Origin of the sequence: Streptomyces sp. NPDC021100, assembly GCF_044333095.1 — a bacterium.
Classification (GTDB): domain Bacteria; phylum Actinomycetota; class Actinomycetes; order Streptomycetales; family Streptomycetaceae; genus Streptomyces.
The window spans coordinates 67964-83760 of the sequence record NZ_JBIRQH010000009.1 but is presented as its reverse complement, the minus strand read 5'-3'; the positions used below and the strand labels follow the sequence as shown (position 1 = coordinate 83760).

General features: G+C 72.9%; 18 protein-coding genes. 12 read left to right on the top strand and 6 right to left on the bottom strand.

Annotation, left to right across the window (positions count from 1 at the left end; translation table 11 throughout):
* Positions 1 to 3 precede the first annotated feature (3 nt).
* The 5 genes from tsaB to ACH4PU_RS18365 all read left to right on the top strand — a co-directional run bounded on the left by tsaB (position 4) and on the right by ACH4PU_RS18365 (position 3306).
* The gene (gene tsaB, locus ACH4PU_RS18385) at positions 4 to 681 is read left to right on the top strand and encodes a tRNA (adenosine(37)-N6)-threonylcarbamoyltransferase complex dimerization subunit type 1 TsaB (RefSeq protein WP_185942511.1); all 678 of its coding nucleotides are present in this window, start codon (positions 4 to 6) and stop codon (positions 679 to 681) included.
* The gene (gene rimI / locus ACH4PU_RS18380; protein WP_398272758.1) at positions 678 to 1262 is read left to right on the top strand and encodes a ribosomal protein S18-alanine N-acetyltransferase; all 585 of its coding nucleotides are present in this window, start codon (positions 678 to 680) and stop codon (positions 1260 to 1262) included. Before tsaB ends, rimI begins: the two co-directional genes overlap by 4 nt.
* A complete protein-coding gene (gene tsaD / locus ACH4PU_RS18375; RefSeq protein ID WP_398272755.1) occupies positions 1246 to 2412 on the top strand; it encodes a tRNA (adenosine(37)-N6)-threonylcarbamoyltransferase complex transferase subunit TsaD in 1167 nt (388 codons plus the stop codon). Before rimI ends, tsaD begins: the two co-directional genes overlap by 17 nt.
* A 128-nt stretch (positions 2413 to 2540) precedes the next feature.
* The gene (locus ACH4PU_RS18370) at positions 2541 to 3080 is read left to right on the top strand and encodes a hypothetical protein (RefSeq protein WP_398272753.1); all 540 of its coding nucleotides are present in this window, start codon (positions 2541 to 2543) and stop codon (positions 3078 to 3080) included.
* Positions 3081 to 3144: 64 nt separating this feature from the next.
* Positions 3145 to 3306, top strand: coding sequence for a hypothetical protein (locus tag ACH4PU_RS18365; RefSeq protein WP_398272751.1), 162 nt, complete (start codon positions 3145 to 3147; stop codon positions 3304 to 3306).
* A gap of 30 nt (positions 3307 to 3336) precedes the next feature.
* Here ACH4PU_RS18365 and ACH4PU_RS18360 read toward each other — a convergent pair whose 3' ends face one another.
* From ACH4PU_RS18360 to ACH4PU_RS18350, 3 genes are read right to left on the bottom strand one after another with little or no spacing between them, the layout of a single operon-like run.
* A complete protein-coding gene (locus tag ACH4PU_RS18360; protein ID WP_398272749.1) occupies positions 3337 to 3747 on the bottom strand; it encodes a Uma2 family endonuclease in 411 nt (136 codons plus the stop codon).
* Between the two features lie 12 nt (positions 3748 to 3759).
* Entirely contained in the window at positions 3760 to 3969 is a 210-nt protein-coding gene (locus ACH4PU_RS18355; protein WP_398272747.1) for a hypothetical protein, read from the bottom strand.
* A gap of 49 nt (positions 3970 to 4018) precedes the next feature.
* Positions 4019 to 5224 (bottom strand): methyltransferase domain-containing protein, encoded by a 1206-nt coding sequence (locus ACH4PU_RS18350; protein ID WP_398272745.1) that lies wholly within the window; start codon positions 5222 to 5224, stop codon positions 4019 to 4021.
* 77 nt (positions 5225 to 5301) lie between these two features.
* Here ACH4PU_RS18350 and ACH4PU_RS18345 point away from each other — a divergent pair, with 77 nt between their 5' ends.
* From ACH4PU_RS18345 to groL, 3 genes are all read left to right on the top strand, one after another.
* Positions 5302 to 6219, top strand: a complete 918-nt coding sequence (locus ACH4PU_RS18345) for a polysaccharide deacetylase family protein (protein WP_398272743.1) — start codon at positions 5302 to 5304, stop codon at positions 6217 to 6219.
* Positions 6220 to 6462: 243 nt separating this feature from the next.
* The gene (gene groES, locus ACH4PU_RS18340) at positions 6463 to 6771 is read left to right on the top strand and encodes a co-chaperone GroES (protein WP_004955293.1); all 309 of its coding nucleotides are present in this window, start codon (positions 6463 to 6465) and stop codon (positions 6769 to 6771) included.
* Positions 6772 to 6890: 119 nt separating this feature from the next.
* Positions 6891 to 8516, top strand: coding sequence for a chaperonin GroEL (gene groL / locus ACH4PU_RS18335; RefSeq protein ID WP_185942517.1), 1626 nt, complete (start codon positions 6891 to 6893; stop codon positions 8514 to 8516).
* Between the two features lie 90 nt (positions 8517 to 8606).
* Here groL and ACH4PU_RS18330 read toward each other — a convergent pair whose 3' ends face one another.
* Together ACH4PU_RS18330 and ACH4PU_RS18325 are read right to left on the bottom strand one after the other, a co-directional pair.
* Positions 8607 to 9380 (bottom strand): SDR family NAD(P)-dependent oxidoreductase, encoded by a 774-nt coding sequence (locus ACH4PU_RS18330; protein ID WP_398272740.1) that lies wholly within the window; start codon positions 9378 to 9380, stop codon positions 8607 to 8609.
* Between the two features lie 47 nt (positions 9381 to 9427).
* Positions 9428 to 10132 (bottom strand): MOSC domain-containing protein, encoded by a 705-nt coding sequence (locus ACH4PU_RS18325; protein ID WP_398272738.1) that lies wholly within the window; start codon positions 10130 to 10132, stop codon positions 9428 to 9430.
* A 103-nt stretch (positions 10133 to 10235) separates the two neighbouring features.
* On the opposite strand from ACH4PU_RS18325, the gene ACH4PU_RS18320 reads away from it, so the two are divergent.
* Complete coding sequence (locus ACH4PU_RS18320) at positions 10236 to 11171, top strand: LysR family transcriptional regulator (RefSeq protein WP_398272736.1); 936 nt, start codon at positions 10236 to 10238, stop codon at positions 11169 to 11171.
* A gap of 217 nt (positions 11172 to 11388) precedes the next feature.
* Here the strand turns inward: ACH4PU_RS18320 and ACH4PU_RS18315 are convergent, their stop codons facing one another.
* The gene (locus ACH4PU_RS18315) at positions 11389 to 11709 is read right to left on the bottom strand and encodes a WhiB family transcriptional regulator (protein ID WP_398272733.1); all 321 of its coding nucleotides are present in this window, start codon (positions 11707 to 11709) and stop codon (positions 11389 to 11391) included.
* 444 nt (positions 11710 to 12153) lie between these two features.
* Between ACH4PU_RS18315 and ACH4PU_RS18310 the strand changes: the two genes are divergently transcribed.
* From ACH4PU_RS18310 to guaB, 3 genes are all read left to right on the top strand, one after another.
* Complete coding sequence (locus tag ACH4PU_RS18310; RefSeq protein WP_003948568.1) at positions 12154 to 12765, top strand: response regulator transcription factor; 612 nt, start codon at positions 12154 to 12156, stop codon at positions 12763 to 12765.
* A gap of 482 nt (positions 12766 to 13247) precedes the next feature.
* Positions 13248 to 13946 (top strand): sigma-70 family RNA polymerase sigma factor, encoded by a 699-nt coding sequence (locus tag ACH4PU_RS18305; RefSeq protein WP_398272731.1) that lies wholly within the window; start codon positions 13248 to 13250, stop codon positions 13944 to 13946.
* A gap of 197 nt (positions 13947 to 14143) precedes the next feature.
* Positions 14144 to 15646: an IMP dehydrogenase gene (gene guaB, locus ACH4PU_RS18300; RefSeq protein ID WP_398272729.1), complete on the top strand. Its 1503-nt coding sequence runs from the start codon at positions 14144 to 14146 to the stop codon at positions 15644 to 15646.
* Positions 15647 to 15797: the final 151 nt, after the last annotated feature.

Here is a 15797-nt window from a genome sequence, read left to right as displayed (position 1 = left end):
ATTGTGCTGCTGCTCGCTCTTGATACCGCCACGCCCGCCGTCACCGTAGCCCTCCACGACGGGGACTCCGCCGTCGCCGAGTCCCACCAGGTGGACGCCCGCCGCCACGGGGAGCTCCTGCTGCCGGCCGTGGACCGGGTGCTCGCCGAGGCCGGCCGCACGCTGGACGAGCTCACCGGCGTCGTCGTCGGCGTCGGCCCCGGCCCGTACACCGGCCTGCGCGTCGGCATCGTCACGGCCCTGACCTTCGGCGCGGCGCTCGACGTGCCGGTGCACGGCCTGTGCTCGCTGGACGGCATCGCCTACGCGGCCGGGGCCGCCGGGCTGGCCGGCGAGTTCGTGGTGGCCACGGACGCCCGCCGCAAGGAGGTCTACTGGGCGCGCTACGCCGACGCCCGGACCCGCGTCACCGAGCCCGCCGTCGACCGGCCCGCCGAGCTGACCGAGCCGCTGGCCGGGCTGACGGCCGTCGGCGCGGGCGCCGTCCTGTACGCCGACGCCTTCACGGACGTCCGGGCCGACCTGCCACAGCACCAGTCGGCGGCGGCGCTGGCCGCGCTCGCCGCGGAGAAGCTGCGCACGGAGGGTCCGGACGCCGGGTTCCTGCCCGTCCAGCCGCTGTACCTGCGCCGCCCGGACGCCCAGGTGCCGGCCAACTACAAGGTGGTCACGCCGAAGTGAGCCCTTCAGCGAGCCCGTCCGCGGGCCCCTCGGATCCCGGGGCGGAGACCGTGCGCGTCCGTGAGATGCGCTGGTGGGACATCCCGGCCGTGCTGGAGCTGGAACGCGCGCTGTTCCCCCAGGACGCCTGGTCCAAGGGGCTGTTCTGGTCCGAGCTGGCGCACGCGCGCGGCGCGAACGCCAACCGGCGCTACATCGTCGCCCAGGACGCCGCCCGTCGTGTCGTCGGCTACGCGGGCCTCGCCGCCGTCGACGGCACGGGCGACGTGCAGACCATCGCCGTCGCCACCGACCACTGGAGCACCGGCCTCGGCACCCGGCTGCTCCGCGAACTGCTCGCCGCCGCCACCGCCTTCGAGTGCCGCGAGGTGCTGCTGGAGGTCCGGGTGGACAACACCCGCGCCCAGCGCCTCTACGAGCGCTTCGGCTTCGAGCCCGTCGGCATCCGGCGCGGTTACTACCAGCCGGGCAACGTCGACGCGCTCGTGATGCGCCTGCCCACGGAAACGGAATCCGACGGCGGCCCCGCCGCGGACACCAACGCAGTGCAAGAGGGAATGACCCATGGCTCCACTGACTGACGAACCGCTCGTCCTCGGCATCGAGACCTCGTGCGACGAGACGGGCGTCGGCATCGTCCGCGGTCACACCCTGCTCGCCGACGCGGTCGCCTCCAGCGTGGACGAGCACGCGCGTTTCGGCGGCGTCGTCCCCGAGGTGGCCTCCCGGGCCCACCTGGAGGCGATGGTCCCCACCATCCAGCGGGCGCTGAAGGAGGCCGGCGTCTCCGCCAAGGACCTCGACGGCATCGCCGTCACCGCCGGCCCGGGCCTCGCGGGCGCCCTCCTCGTCGGCGTCTCGGCGGCGAAGGCCTACGCCTACGCCCTCGGCAAGCCGCTCTACGGCGTCAACCACCTCGCGTCGCACATCTGCGTCGACCAGCTGGAGCACGGCGCCCTGCCCGAGCCGACGATGGCCCTGCTGGTCAGCGGCGGCCACTCGTCCCTGCTCCTCGCCCCGGACATCACCTCCGACGTCCGGCCCCTCGGCTCGACCATCGACGACGCGGCGGGCGAGGCGTTCGACAAGGTGGCCCGCGTGCTCAACCTGGGCTTCCCCGGCGGGCCGGTCATCGACCGCTACGCCCGCGAGGGCGACCCCGGGGCCATCCGGTTCCCCCGCGGCCTCACCGGCCCCCGCGACCCCCTCTACGACTTCTCCTTCTCCGGTCTCAAGACCGCCGTCGCCCGCTGGATCGAGGCGAAGCGCGCGGCGGGCGAGACGGTGCCGGTGGCGGACGTCGCCGCCTCCTTCCAGGAGGCCGTGGTGGACGTCCTCACCCGCAAGGCCGTCCGCGCCTGCAAGGACCACGGCGTCGACCACCTGATGATCGGCGGCGGCGTCGCCGCCAACACCCGCCTCCGCGCCATGGCCGAACGCCGCTGCGAGGACGCCGGCATCACCCTGCGCGTCCCCCGCCCCAAGCTCTGCACCGACAACGGCGCGATGGTCGCGGCCCTCGGCGCCGAAATGGTCGCCCGCGGCCGCGCCTCCTCCTCCTGGGACCTCCCGGCGGACTCGTCCCTGCCGGTGACGGAGCCGCACGTGCCGGGCACGCACGAGGAGACGGCCGGCCACTCGCACGGGCACGGCCACTCGCACGGCCATGCTCATGGGCACGATCACGACCACGTACACGAGTTGAGCAAGCAGAACCTGTACGACGCCTAGCCCGCCCACGGCGGGCGCGTCACGGTTCCACGCGCCCGCCGCCGCAACGGCCCGCTCCCGTAGGCCCGTTCGCGGCATTCCGCCCCGAGCCGCCGCGCTGTACCTTTACCCGGTGTCGAGGGGGCAGCGTGAATCCTTCCTGGCGCAAGCCCGCGCCGCTCGGCTGGTCGGCCGCGCGCGAAGGGCAGTACACGACCGCGGCGCCCCTCCTGGGCGGCGCGAGCATCACCCTGCTGGGGCTCGTCATCACGGACCGCGACAGGTTCCGCTGGCCGGACCCGACGCTGTTCGCCCTCGCCCTGACCGCGCTCTTCATGGTCATGGCGGTGGTCTGGGGCGTCCGCTCCCGGCAGTACCTCTACTCGCGCGGCGACGTCGAAGCGTGGTGGGGCCCGCTCTCCGAGATGCCCGCCAACCGGCACGCGGAGCTCATCCAGGACCAGCGGGAGCACTACTCCACCTGGGCCAGGCTGGCCGGCCGAGCGGACTTCTGCTACACGTCCGGGCTCCTGTGCCTGGCGGCGGGAAGCAGCCTGGCCCTGGCCCCGCCGGCCCACGCGGCGGCACCCGCGTGGCGGTGGTGCGCCGCGGGGACGACGGCCGCCCCGGTGGTGGCCGTGCTCCTCGCCTGGGCGGTGCGCTTCTTACGCGACGTCCTGCGGAGCTGAGGGCGACGGACCGGCCGCCCGACCGCCCGATCACGACCCGACCGACACAGCGACAAGGAGCACCATGCCCCCACGCCAGTGCCCCGCCTGCGACGCCGCCCCGAGCGAGCGGGACACCCACTACGCGGACTGCCCGTTGCAGGACGTCCCGCTGTCGCAGGTCGCCGGCCTGACGCTCGACGAGGCCCGGGCGAAGGCGGCGCGGTGGCGGTCGCGGAACGCCTGACCCACGGAGGTCCGCCTGGTCCCTTCGGCGTCAGGGAAGCAGGACGGAGGTGTCCAGCACGAGGTAGGGGGCGGGAAGCGCGAGCTTCTCGCCGAGCTCAGTGCTCGTGGTGGTCCGATAACGGCTTCGGCCCGGGTGCCGGGAGTCCTCGACGGGCTCGGAGTGGACGTACACCCGGCCGTCCTCCCGGTTGACGAGCACGTAGACCGGGACCTTCGCGGCGGCGTAACTGCGGTACTTGGGACCGGTGTCCGTCTCGCGGTGGTCGGACGTCACCTCGCCGACGAGGGCGAGCAGGCCCACCGGGTACCAGCCCCTGTGGGCCTTGTAGTGCGCCTCGTCCGGTTCGGTGGGCGGGTGCTTCAGGACGTAGAAGTCGGGGATGGCCAGGGTGCGCGTCCCGCCGTCGCCGTTCCTGCCCAGGCCCGCGCGGAAGCCCATTCCCGTACCCGCCTACCGGACCCCCGCCGAGTACAACTGACGGGTGAGTTCGAGCCGCGCCTTGCCGTGGCCGTAGTCCGGCGGCGGTGGCACGATCACCATCCCCTCCAGGTACTCCGGCCGGATCGGCGCCTCGGACGCCTCCTCGAACGCGATCAGCAGGTCGACGGGATCCTGCCCCCGCGGCCCGTCCGCCGGCCCGGCGGGGGGATCGGTGTTCATCGCTGCCTGCCCTCCCTCGCTCCCCGTCGGCTTACCGCTCACACCGGGGCTACGCCCGGACCGGCTGCCCCAGCAGCATCGTCGGGGCGCCCGCCACCCGCGTAAGGACGATCACACAGGAGTTCACCCCTTCGAGCTTCAGCTTCTTGCGCAGTTCCTCCGGCTCCACCGCCGAGCCCCGTTTCTTGATGACGGCCACGCCGATGCCGCGCTCGCGGACGAGGGCCTTGAGTTTCTTGAGGTTGAAGGGGAGGACGTCGGTGATCTCGTACACGGAGGCGTACGGGGTGGGGTGGAGTTCGTCGGAGGTGATGTAGGCGATCGTCTCGTCGATCAGGCCGCCCGACACCTCGGCCGCGACGTCCGCGACGAGGTGGGCGCGGATGACCGCGCCGTCCGGTTCGTAGAGGTGGCGGCCGACCGGGCGGACGGCGGGGTCGGGGAGGCCGGTGCCGGTCAGGGTGGTGCCGGCCGGGAGGAGGGTCGCGCGGCGGGTGCCCGGGGTGGTGCCGAACCACAGGACGGCTTCCTTCACGTCGCCGCCGTCCGAGATCCACTCCGCCTCGGCGTCCTCGGGGATCGCCTCGTGCGGGACGCCCGGAGCGATCTTCAGGGCGGCGTGCGGGGCCGTGCGGGCCGTCTCGACGGCCCAGGACAGGGGCGGGGAGTACGCCTCGGGGTCGAAGATGCGGCCCCGGCCGCCGCGCCGCGCCGGGTCGACGAAGACCGCGTCGTACCCGGAGACGTCGACCTCCGTCACGTCCGCGCAGCGCACCTCGATCAGGTCCGACAGGCCCAGGGCCGCCGCGTTGGCACGGGCCACCGCGCACGTCAGCGGGTCGCGGTCGACGGCGAGGACGGAGACGCCGGCCCGGGCCAGGGCGATGGCGTCGCCGCCGATGCCGCAGCACAGGTCGGCCAGGCGGCGTACGCCGAGGTCCGCGAAGCGGCGGGCCCGGTACGTGGCGACGGAGGCGCGGGTGGCCTGCTCGACGCCGTTGGGTGTGAAGTACATGCGGTACGCGTCCTCGGTACCGAACTTCGCCACCGCCCGCTGCCGCAGCCGCGCCTGCCCGAGGGCGGCGGAGACCAGTTCGGCGGGGTGGTCGCGGCGCAGCCGGGTCGCGACGGCCAGCTCCCGGGCCGGGTCGTGGTCGCGCAGCTCCTCCAGGAGCCGGCGGCCCTCGTCGGTGAGGAGGGCGGCGAAGCCGTCGACGGCGGTGAGGGCGCTGGTATCGGTGTTCGGGGCGGGCACGGTTCCATTCTCGTGCACCACTCGTCCCGCCCCCTCCACGGTGCGATCACTCGAATGAATGAACAAGAATCGTTCTTGTGACTCCGCCTGGAACCGGCCCACACCGCGGCCGAAACCGCAGCCGAATACGCAGCCGCATCCGCCGCTCCGCCCGCCTCTCCCTCGTCCCGCTCTGCGCCGCCGCCCTGCTGCTCTCCGGGTGCTCCTCCGGGTCGGACGGCCCGAAGAAGGAGGGCGGGGGGACGGGGTCCGGCACCACGAGGGCCGCCGAGCAGCCCAAGGAGAAGCGGAGCACCCCCGCCCCGGACCCCGCCGCGTACCGCCGCTGGGGGCTCGACAAGCCGCTCGCCCCGCCCCCGGCGCCGCCCGCCACCCGGCTCACCGAGCACCACAAGGGCGGGACGCCGCAGATCGTCCGGCGGGTGCCGACCAAGGACAAGGTCGTCTTCCTGACCTTCGACGACGGCGCCGAGAAGGACCCGGCGTTCCTGCGCATGGCCAAGGACCTCAAGCTGCCGTTCAGCATGTTCCTGACGGACAGCGCCGCGCGCGCCGGGCGCGGCTACGGCTACTTCGACGAGCTGCGCGCCCTCGGCAACGGCGTGCACAACCACACGCTCACCCACCCCAATCTGCGCACCCTTTCCGCCGAGGCGCAGAAGCGGGAGATCTGCGGGCAGCAGGAGACGCTGAGGAAGCGGTTCGGCAAGCGGCCGGAGCTCTTCCGTCCGCCGTACGGCAACTACAACGACGCCACCCTGGCGGCGGCCGGCTCCTGCGGGGTCAAGGCCGTCGTGCTGTGGGAGGCCACGATGCAGATCAATGACATGAGGTACGCCGAAGCGGGGAAGCTTCGTCCCGGCGACATCGTGCTCGCGCACTTCCGCGGTCCCGCCGAGCTCAAGGGCACGACCATGACGGGGATGGTCGCCAACATGGTGCGCAGCGTCCAGCGGCAGGGGTTCACCGTGGCGCGGCTGGAGGACTACGTCTGACAGCGGGCGCGTCACCGGATGAAGGGGCGCGCGACGCGCCCGGAAGCCCCCGGCGCGCGCCCGCAAATTGGCACTCCGCTTGACCGAGTGCTAAGCGCGTCATAGTCTCGGCTCCGTTGGCACTCTCCACCGGCGAGTGCCAAACACAGCGACGGGCAGGTCCGGCACCCGCGACGACGGATCCACCTGGTCGCCACCTCAGACAATTGACCCCGTGAGATCTCCGAAGGGGGAGGTCGGATCGTGACGACCGCCAGCTCCAAGGTTGCCATCAAGCCGCTCGAGGACCGCATCGTGGTCCAGCCGCTGGACGCCGAGCAGACCACGGCCTCTGGCCTGGTCATCCCGGACACCGCGAAGGAGAAGCCCCAGGAGGGTGCCGTCCTCGCCGTGGGCCCGGGCCGATTCGAGAACGGCGAGCGCCTGCCGCTCGACGTCAAGGTCGGCGACGTCGTGCTCTACAGCAAGTACGGCGGCACCGAGGTGAAGTACAACGGCGACGAGTACCTCGTCCTCTCGGCCCGCGACGTGCTCGCGATCATCGAGAAGTAGTTCACCCCGAAGCTTTCGAATTCTCGAGGCTTTTGTTCTGTGCCCCTGGTACCCGCGTCCAACAACCGGGCGCCGGGGGCGCAGTTCGTTTGAGAGACACGGCGAAGGATACGTAACCCATGGCGAAGACCCTGAAGTTCGACGAGGACGCCCGTCGCGCCCTCGAGCGCGGCGTCAACAAGCTTGCCGACACGGTCAAGGTGACGATCGGCCCCAAGGGCCGCAACGTCGTCATCGACAAGAAGTTCGGCGCCCCCACCATCACCAACGACGGCGTCACCATCGCGCGCGAGGTCGAGCTGGAGGACGCGTACGAGAACCTGGGCGCCCAGCTCGTCAAGGAGGTGGCGACCAAGACCAACGACATCGCGGGTGACGGCACCACCACCGCGACCGTGCTGGCCCAGGCGCTGGTCCGCGAGGGTCTGCGCAACGTCGCCGCCGGTGCCTCCCCGGCCGCCCTGAAGAAGGGCATCGACGCCGCGGTCAAGGCCGTCTCCGACGAGCTGCTCGCGACCTCGCGTCCGATCGACTCCAAGTCCGACATCGCCGCCGTGGCCGCGCTGTCCGCCCAGGACAAGCAGGTCGGCGAGCTCATCGCCGAGGCGATGGACAAGGTCGGCAAGGACGGCGTCATCACCGTCGAGGAGTCCAACACCTTCGGTCTGGAGCTCGACTTCACCGAGGGCATGGCCTTCGACAAGGGCTACCTCTCGCCCTACATGGTCACCGACCAGGAGCGTATGGAGGCCGTCCTCGACGACCCGTACATCCTGATCCACCAGGGCAAGATCTCCGCCATCGCCGACCTGCTCCCGCTGCTGGAGAAGGTCATCCAGGCCGGTGGCTCCAAGCCGCTGCTGATCATCGCCGAGGACGTCGAGGGCGAGGCCCTCTCCACCCTCGTCGTCAACAAGATCCGCGGCACGTTCAACGCCGTGGCCGTCAAGGCCCCCGGCTTCGGCGACCGCCGCAAGGCGATGCTGGGCGACATGGCCACCCTCACCGGTGCCACCGTCGTCGCCGAGGAGGTCGGCCTCAAGCTCGACCAGGTCGGCCTGGACGTGCTCGGCTCCGCCCGCCGCGTGACCATCACCAAGGACGACACCACCATCGTCGACGGCGGCGGCAACTCGGACGAGGTCGCCGGCCGCGTGGCCCAGATCAAGGCCGAGATCGAGACCACCGACTCGGACTGGGACCGCGAGAAGCTCCAGGAGCGCCTCGCCAAGCTCGCCGGCGGCGTGTGCGTCATCCGCGTCGGCGCGGCCACCGAGGTCGAGCTCAAGGAGAAGAAGCACCGTCTGGAGGACGCCATCTCCGCGACCCGCGCCGCGGTCGAGGAGGGCATCGTCTCCGGTGGTGGCTCCGCCCTGGTCCACGCCGTCAAGGTGCTGGACGACAACCTGGGCAAGGACGGCGACGAGGCCACCGGTGTCGCGGTCGTCCGCCGCGCCGCCGTCGAGCCGCTGCGCTGGATCGCCGAGAACGCCGGCCTGGAGGGCTACGTCATCACCTCCAAGGTCGCCGAGCTCGACAAGGGCCAGGGCTTCAACGCCGCGACCGGCGAGTACGGCGACCTGGTCGCCGCCGGCGTCATCGACCCGGTGAAGGTCACCCGCTCCGCCCTGGAGAACGCCGCCTCCATCGCCTCCCTGCTGCTCACGACCGAGACCCTGGTCGTCGAGAAGAAGGAAGAGGAGCCCGAGGCCGGCCACGGCCACGGTCACGGCCACGCCCACTGAGGCCACGCCCACCGAGGCACCGGCAGCACCGCCGAGGCCCGGCACCCCCGAGGGGGTGCCGGGCCTCCGGCATGTCCGCGCCGCGGCGCGTCAGTTGGGCCCGTACCTGCGGCCCGTCGAGGACGACACCCGGGCGACCGCACCCCGCGGCATCAGCTTCGACAGACCCGTCAGCGCCTTGTACCGCGGATCGGGCACCGACAGGGACTTCCCGCGCGCCAGGTCCTTCAGCGCCGCGTCCACCAGCCGGTCCGCGTCCAGCCACATCCAGCCCGGGATGTTGTCCGTCCCCATCCCGGCCCGCGCGTGGAACTCCGTCCGGACGAAGCCCGGGCACAGTGCCATCAGCCGCACCCCGCTGCCCGCCAGGTCCCGCGCCGCGCCCTGGGTGAACTGCACCACCCACGCCTTGCTCGCCCCGTACGTGCCGCGCGGTACGAACGCGGCGACGGACGCCACGTTGATCACCCCGCCGCGCCGCCGCTCCCGCATCCCGCGCGCGGCCGCCATGGTCAGCCGCAGCACCGCCTCGCAGTGCACCTTGAGCATGGTGAGCTCGTCCTGGACGGTGACCTCCAGGAAGCGGCCCTTGTTGCCGAACCCGGCGTTGTTGACCAGCAGATCGACGGGTTGCTTCCGGTCCGAGAGCCGTTCCTCGACGGCGGCGATGCCGTCCTCCGTCGAGAGGTCGGCCCGCAGCACCTCCACCTCCACCCGGTGCCGGTCGTGGAGTTCGGTCGCCTGCTCGCCCAGCCGCTTCTCGTCGCGGGCCACCAGCACCAGGTGGTGACCTTCGGCGGCCAGCCGTCGCGCGAAGGCCGCGCCGATGCCGGCCGTCGCTCCCGTGATCAGTGCAGTCGTCATACGGGAACGTTAGTGCCCGGCGACACCGCGTGGCGGCTTGCCTTCCGTCAGGCCGGTACCTCCTCGGCGGCCGGGGGCGACGCCACGTACCGCTCGGCCTTCGCCCGCAGGTCGGGGTGCAGCCCGTCGCCGGCCGCCAGAACACGGGGCAGCAGCGCCCGTTCGGTCGTCCGGGCGCGGAAGGCGAAGGCGACGCTGACCTCGTGACCGGGGCGGTGGACGACGGTGACGGGATCACCCGCACGGACCTCCCCCGGTTCGAGCACCCGCAGGTACGCGCCCGGGGCGGCCTCCTCGGTGAACCGCCGCATCCAGCCCCGCTCGCCCAGCCAGTCCGCGAACGTCCGGCAGGGGATACGCGGCGAGGTGACCTCCAGCAGCAGCCGGTCGCCGACCCGCCACCGCTCCCCGATCCGGGCGCCGCTCACGTCCACCCCGGACGTGGTGAGGTTCTCGCCGAACGAACCGTCCGGCAGCGTCCGGCCCAACTCCCGCTCCCAGCGGTCGAGGTCCTCCCGGGCGAAGGCGTACACCGCCTGGTCGTCCCCGCCGTGGTGCTTCCACGAGACGACCGCGTCACCGGCGAGCCCGCCGCCGGCCTCGCCCTTGGGCCCGGGCGCGGCCACCGCCACCGGGCCGGCCACGGGCCGCTTGTCGATGCCGGAGGCGAGGCCGGCCGCGAAGGCGCTGCCCGGCAGGGAGCGGTCGGCGGCGGTACGGGGAAGGCCGACGTTGACGGAGAGGATGCGCATCCGACGAGGTTAGGCGGTGGGCGCGGCCCGAGGCCGCCCCGGACGCCCCAAAGGCCCCGGGTGGTATTTCCGGTCTCCTCCAAGCGCCGCTTATGCTTTTTCTATGATCGAGGCCCGCCACCTGCGCGTGCTGCGCGCCGTGGCCACCACCGGTTCGTTCTCCGCCGCCGCCCGTGAGCTGGGCTGCACCCAGCCCGCCGTCAGTCAGCAGATGAAGGCCCTGGAGCAGTCCGCGGGCACCCCGCTGCTCGTCCGCACCGGCCGGGAGACGCGGCTCACCGAGGCGGGCCGGGCGCTCGTCCGGCACGCCGCCGGCATCCTCGCCGGGCTCACCGCCGCCGAGGAGGAGATCGCCGCCATCGCCGGGCTGCGCGCCGGCCGGGTGCGGCTGGTCTCCTTCCCCAGCGGCAGCTCGACGCTGGTCCCCACCGCCCTCGCCGGGATGCGCGCCGCCCGTCCCGGCATCCAGATCTCCCTGGAGGAGGCCGAGCCGCCGCGCTCGGTGGAGATGCTGCGGGCCGGTGACTGCGAGATCGCGCTGGCCTTCCGCTACCCCGAGACGCGCGGTCCGGGCTCTCCGGCCGGCGCGGACGCGGAGGCCGACGGGGGCTGGGGCAAGGACGACCTCGTCGTCCGGCCGCTGCTCACCGACCGGCTCGTCGGCGTGGTCCCCGAGGGGCACCCGCTGGCGGACGCGGAGCGGATCGGCATCGACGAGTTCGCCGGCGAGCCGTGGATCGCGGGTTGCCCGCGCTGCCGCCGGCATCTGGTCGAGATCTGCGAGAACGCGGGCTTCACCCCGCGGATCGACTTCGCGACGGACGACTACCCGGCGGTGTTCGGCCTGGTCGGTGCCGGTCTCGGGGTGGCGGTGATGCCGGAGCTCGCGGTGGAGTCGGTACGCCACCGGGGGGCCAGGACGGTGCCGGTGGAGCCGGTCGTGGAGCGGGAGGTCGTGGCGCTGACGCTGCCCGACCTGGCGCGGGTGCCGGCCGTCGCGGAGATGCTCGACCGGCTGGCGGCGGCGGCGCGCCGCTGACCGTCGGCCGGCGGCCGCGGCCCCGGGGCCGCGGGCGTGCCCGCCTCACGTCCGCCGAACACGCTTCGTGACCGGGCGGGGGCGTGCTTCACCCTCCGCCGCGGGGCCGGCCGGCGCGCCTGGTGGCCCGGGGGCTCCGGTGGTTCCAGAGGGTGTCCGCCCGGCCGCCCCGGGTGCCCCCGGTGTACCCGGCGGCCGCCCGTCCGCCCCGCCGGCCTCACGCGCTCATCGGACTCGTGCCGCCCGCCGGTACGGGCCGCTGTCGCGCCCGGCCCATGAGCTCCTCGCGTTCGTCCTCGGTGAGTCCGCCCCACACCCCGTAGGGTTCCCGGACCGCCAGCGCGTGCGCCGCGCACTCCGCGCGCACCGGGCAGCGCATGCAGACCTCTTTCGCCGAGGCCTCGCGGGCGCTGCGGGCGGCGCCGCGCTCGCCCTCCGGGTGGAAGAACAGCGAGCTGTCGACGCCGCGGCAGGCGGCCAGCAGCTGCCAGTCCCACAGGTCGGCGTTGGGGCCGGGGAGCCGGGAGAAATCTGCCATTGCGTGTCCCCTCGAAACGGATCGAAGCGCATCGATGCGACGGTGGTGGGACCGCGGTGGTACCGGCGGGCCCGTCAGGATCCCTATGAGCAGATGAAAATATGACTCATTGCGAATCTAGCCACAGTTGTCCGCGAATGTGAAGAAAAACGGCTCCAAGCGGGCAAATGGGGCACGACTCGAACGATCTGACGAGCGCCCCCCGTGCGCCCTGCTCCGTATCCGGGCCCTCACGTAGAGTGCCGAACACGGCCGACCAAGCCCGTAACTCTTTCGGGTGACCGTCGTTGAGAGTGCGGAGGCGGTTGGCGAATGCAGCGGTCGGGCAGGTGTCCGAGATGGTCCGCGGCGGTCTGCTCAGCAGGCGTCTCGCCAATCGCGCAGGTGACGATCAGTACCAGCCTGGAGGCTCAAGGTGACGCGCATCAGCTGCGGAGGACGGCCATGACATCCGTCCTCGTCTGCGACGACTCCCCGCTTGCCCGAGAGGCGCTCCGGCGTGCGGTGGCGACCGTGCCCGGCGTCGAGCGCGTGACGACGGCGGCCAACGGCGAGGAAGTCCTCCGCCGCTGGGGCGCCGATCGTTCGGACCTCATTCTGATGGACGTACGCATGCCCGGTCTGGGTGGCGTCGAGACGGTGCGCCGGCTGCTCTCCGCCGACCCCGGCGCCCGCATCATCATGCTGACGGTCGCCGAGGACCTGGACGGGGTGGCCCTCGCGGTAGCCGCCGGCGCCCGCGGCTACCTGCACAAGGACGCCTCGCGCGCCGAGCTGCGGGCCACGGTGACCCAGGCGCTCGCCGACCCCACCTGGCGGCTCGCCCCCCGGCGGCTGCGCTCGGCCGAGATGGGCGCGGCGCCCACCCTCACCGCCCGGGAGATCCAGGTGCTGGAGGGCATGAGCCACGGGCGGTCCAACGCCGAGATCGGCCGCGAGCTCTTCCTCTCCGAGGACACCGTGAAGACGCACGCCCGGCGGCTGTTCAAGAAGCTGGGCGCCTCGGACCGGGCGCACGCCGTGGCCCTCGGCTTCCGCTGGGGCCTGGTCCGCTAGCGGCGGAGCGGGTACGCGGCGCCGCGCGGTCGCGGCGCGTGGTCACACCTCGGGCGACGACGGCCGGTGTCGGCAGGGCCGTCGACGGGAGGAACCGGAAGGGCCGGACGGACCCCGCGCGGGCGGGGCGTCCCGGGCCGCGCGGTGCCGGGTGACGCGCACGGCGACCCCGCGGCGCCGACGCCCGGCGCCGAAAGCCCGACGGATGCCGCATCCTTGAGGTGTGACTCCTCCCCGCCAGAGGCCGGCTCTTCTCGCTCGGCCAGAAGAGACCTCATGACGGACAGGCGCAGCCCGTGGTCGTACGGCCGGACGTCGGACGGCACGGGCCCAAGCTATCGGGGGAGTCGTGGGCGCGGGGCGGGTATACCCGGAAGGGGGCGACGCGAGACGTGAGTGCGAGGACACCGACGCGTAACGGTTCGACGCACAACTATGAAGGCGGTGCCGTGGATCGTCGGACACCCAGGCACCATGGACCGATGCGCGACGACGAGACCCCGGGGCCGCTCCTCGCCACGGGTCCGGCCGCAGCCCCCCCGACGGGCCCCGGCGCGGGCCCGGCCACCGGCGCACCCGCGGGAGCGCCCGCCGGCGCGGCGCCGTCCGGAGCGGCGGGGCCGGGCGAGATCGGCGCCCTCGTCACCCGGGCCGTCGAGGGCGACCGGCGCGCCACCCACGACCTGCTCGCCCTGGTGCACCCGCTGGCGCTGCGCTACTGCCGCACCCGGCTGTCGCGGCTGCCCGGCGACGCCCGGCACTTCGTGGACGACCTCGCCCAGGAGGTCTGCCTCGCCGTGCTCTGCGCGCTGCCCCGCTACCGGGACACCGGCCGGCCCTTCGAGGCGTTCGTCGTGGCCATCGCCGCGCACAAGGTCGCCGACCTCCAGCGGGCGGCCATGCGCCACCCCGGCAGCACGGCCGTCCCCTCCGACGAGATGCCCGAGCAGCCCGACGACTCCCTCGGCCCCGAGGAGCGGGCGCTGCTCAGCAGCGACGCGGAGTGGGCCAAGAAGCTCCTCGCCAACCTCCCGGAGAACCAGCGCGAGCTGGTGCTGCTCCGGGTCGCCGTGGGGCTGACCGCGGAGGAGACCGGGCAGATGCTGGGCATGTCGCCGGGCGCGGTCCGAGTCGCCCAGCACCGGGCGCTGAGCAGGCTGCGGGCGCTCGCCGAACAGTGAGCGCCACTGCTTGGCAGGCCTTGGTAGGAACGTCCAAGTGACGCGATCCTCACCGATCGTGGAATGGGACACCTGCGGCGGCCGTTAGCATGGGAGTCCTCGCTGAGGCAAGGGGGTTCCGGGTCCCGCGGCGGCAGCCGCCGGTGGTGACGGCCCCGCCCGGCCCCGCCGCAGAACTCCGTATTTGGGAAGGTGTCATGACTGACCACGCCGCCGGGATGCCCGCCAAGTTCGCGATGCTCGGTCTGACCTACGACGACGTCCTGCTGCTGCCGGGCGCCTCCGAGGTGCTGCCGAACGCGGTCGACACCTCCTCCCGCGTCTCCCGCAACGTCCGGGTGAACATCCCGCTGCTCTCCGCCGCCATGGACAAGGTCACCGAGGCCCGGATGGCCATCGCCATGGCCCGCCAGGGCGGCGCGGGCGTCCTCCACCGCAACCTGTCCATCGAGGACCAGGCCAACCAGGTCGACCTGGTCAAGCGCTCCGAGTCCGGCATGGTGACCGACCCGATCACCGTCCGCCCGGACGCCACCCTGGCCGAGGCCGACGCGCTGTGCGCCCGCTTCCGCATCAGCGGCGTGCCGGTCACCGACCCGGCGGGCAGGCTGCTCGGCATCGTCACCAACCGCGACATGGCCTTCGAGACGGACCGCAGCCGCGCCGTGCGCGAGGTCATGACGCCGATGCCGCTGGTCACCGGCAAGGTCGGCATCTCCGGCGAGGACGCCATGGAGCTGCTCCGCCGCCACAAGATCGAGAAGCTGCCGCTGGTGGACGACGCCGGGGTGCTCAAGGGCCTCATCACGGTCAAGGACTTCGTCAAGGCCGAGCAGTACCCCAACGCCGCCAAGGACGCCGAGGGCCGGCTGGTCGTCGGCGCGGCGGTCGGCGTCGGCGCCGAGGCGTACGAGCGGGCCCAGGCGCTCGTCGAGGCCGGTGCGGACTTCCTCGTCGTGGACAGCGCCCACGGCCACAGCCGCGGCATCCTCGACATGATCTCCAAGGTAAAGTCCAACATCGACGTGGACGTCGTCGGCGGCAACGTCGCCACCCGCGACGGCGCCCAGGCGCTGATCGACGCCGGTGTGGACGGCGTCAAGGTCGGCGTCGGCCCCGGCTCGATCTGCACCACCCGCGTGGTCGCCGGCATCGGCGTCCCGCAGGTCACCGCCATCTACGAGGCCGCGCAGGCGTGCCACGCGGCGGGCGTCCCGCTGATCGGCGACGGTGGCCTCCAGTACTCCGGCGACATCGCCAAGGCCATCGCCGCCGGTGCCGACACGGTGATGCTCGGCTCGCTGCTCGCGGGCTGCGAGGAGTCGCCGGGCGAGATGGTCTTTATCAACGGCAAGCAGTTCAAGTCCTACCGGGGCATGGGCTCGCTCGGCGCGATGCAGTCCCGCGGCCAGGCGCGCTCCTTCTCCAAGGACCGCTACTTCCAGGACAACGTCCTCTCCGAGGACAAGCTGGTGCCCGAGGGCATCGAGGGCCAGGTGCCCTACCGCGGCCCGCTGGCCTCCGTCGCCCACCAGCTGATCGGTGGACTCCGGGCGTCCATGGGCTATGTGGGATCCGCCAATGTGCAGGAGCTCAAGGACAAGGGCACCTTCGTGCGGATCACCTCGGCGGGGCTCAAGGAGAGCCACCCGCACGACATCCAGATGACGGTCGAGGCGCCGAACTACTCGCGGCGGTGAGCGCCGGTGGGGCGGGGCGGGGTCTCTCCCCGCCCCGCCCCTTCCCGTTTCTCGCGGGGGCCGGCCCCCGCACCCCCGAAACCGCGCTCCGCGCGGCTGTCCTCAATCGCCGGACGGGCTGAGTGGTGCGCGCGTCGGTGATACTGGAGTG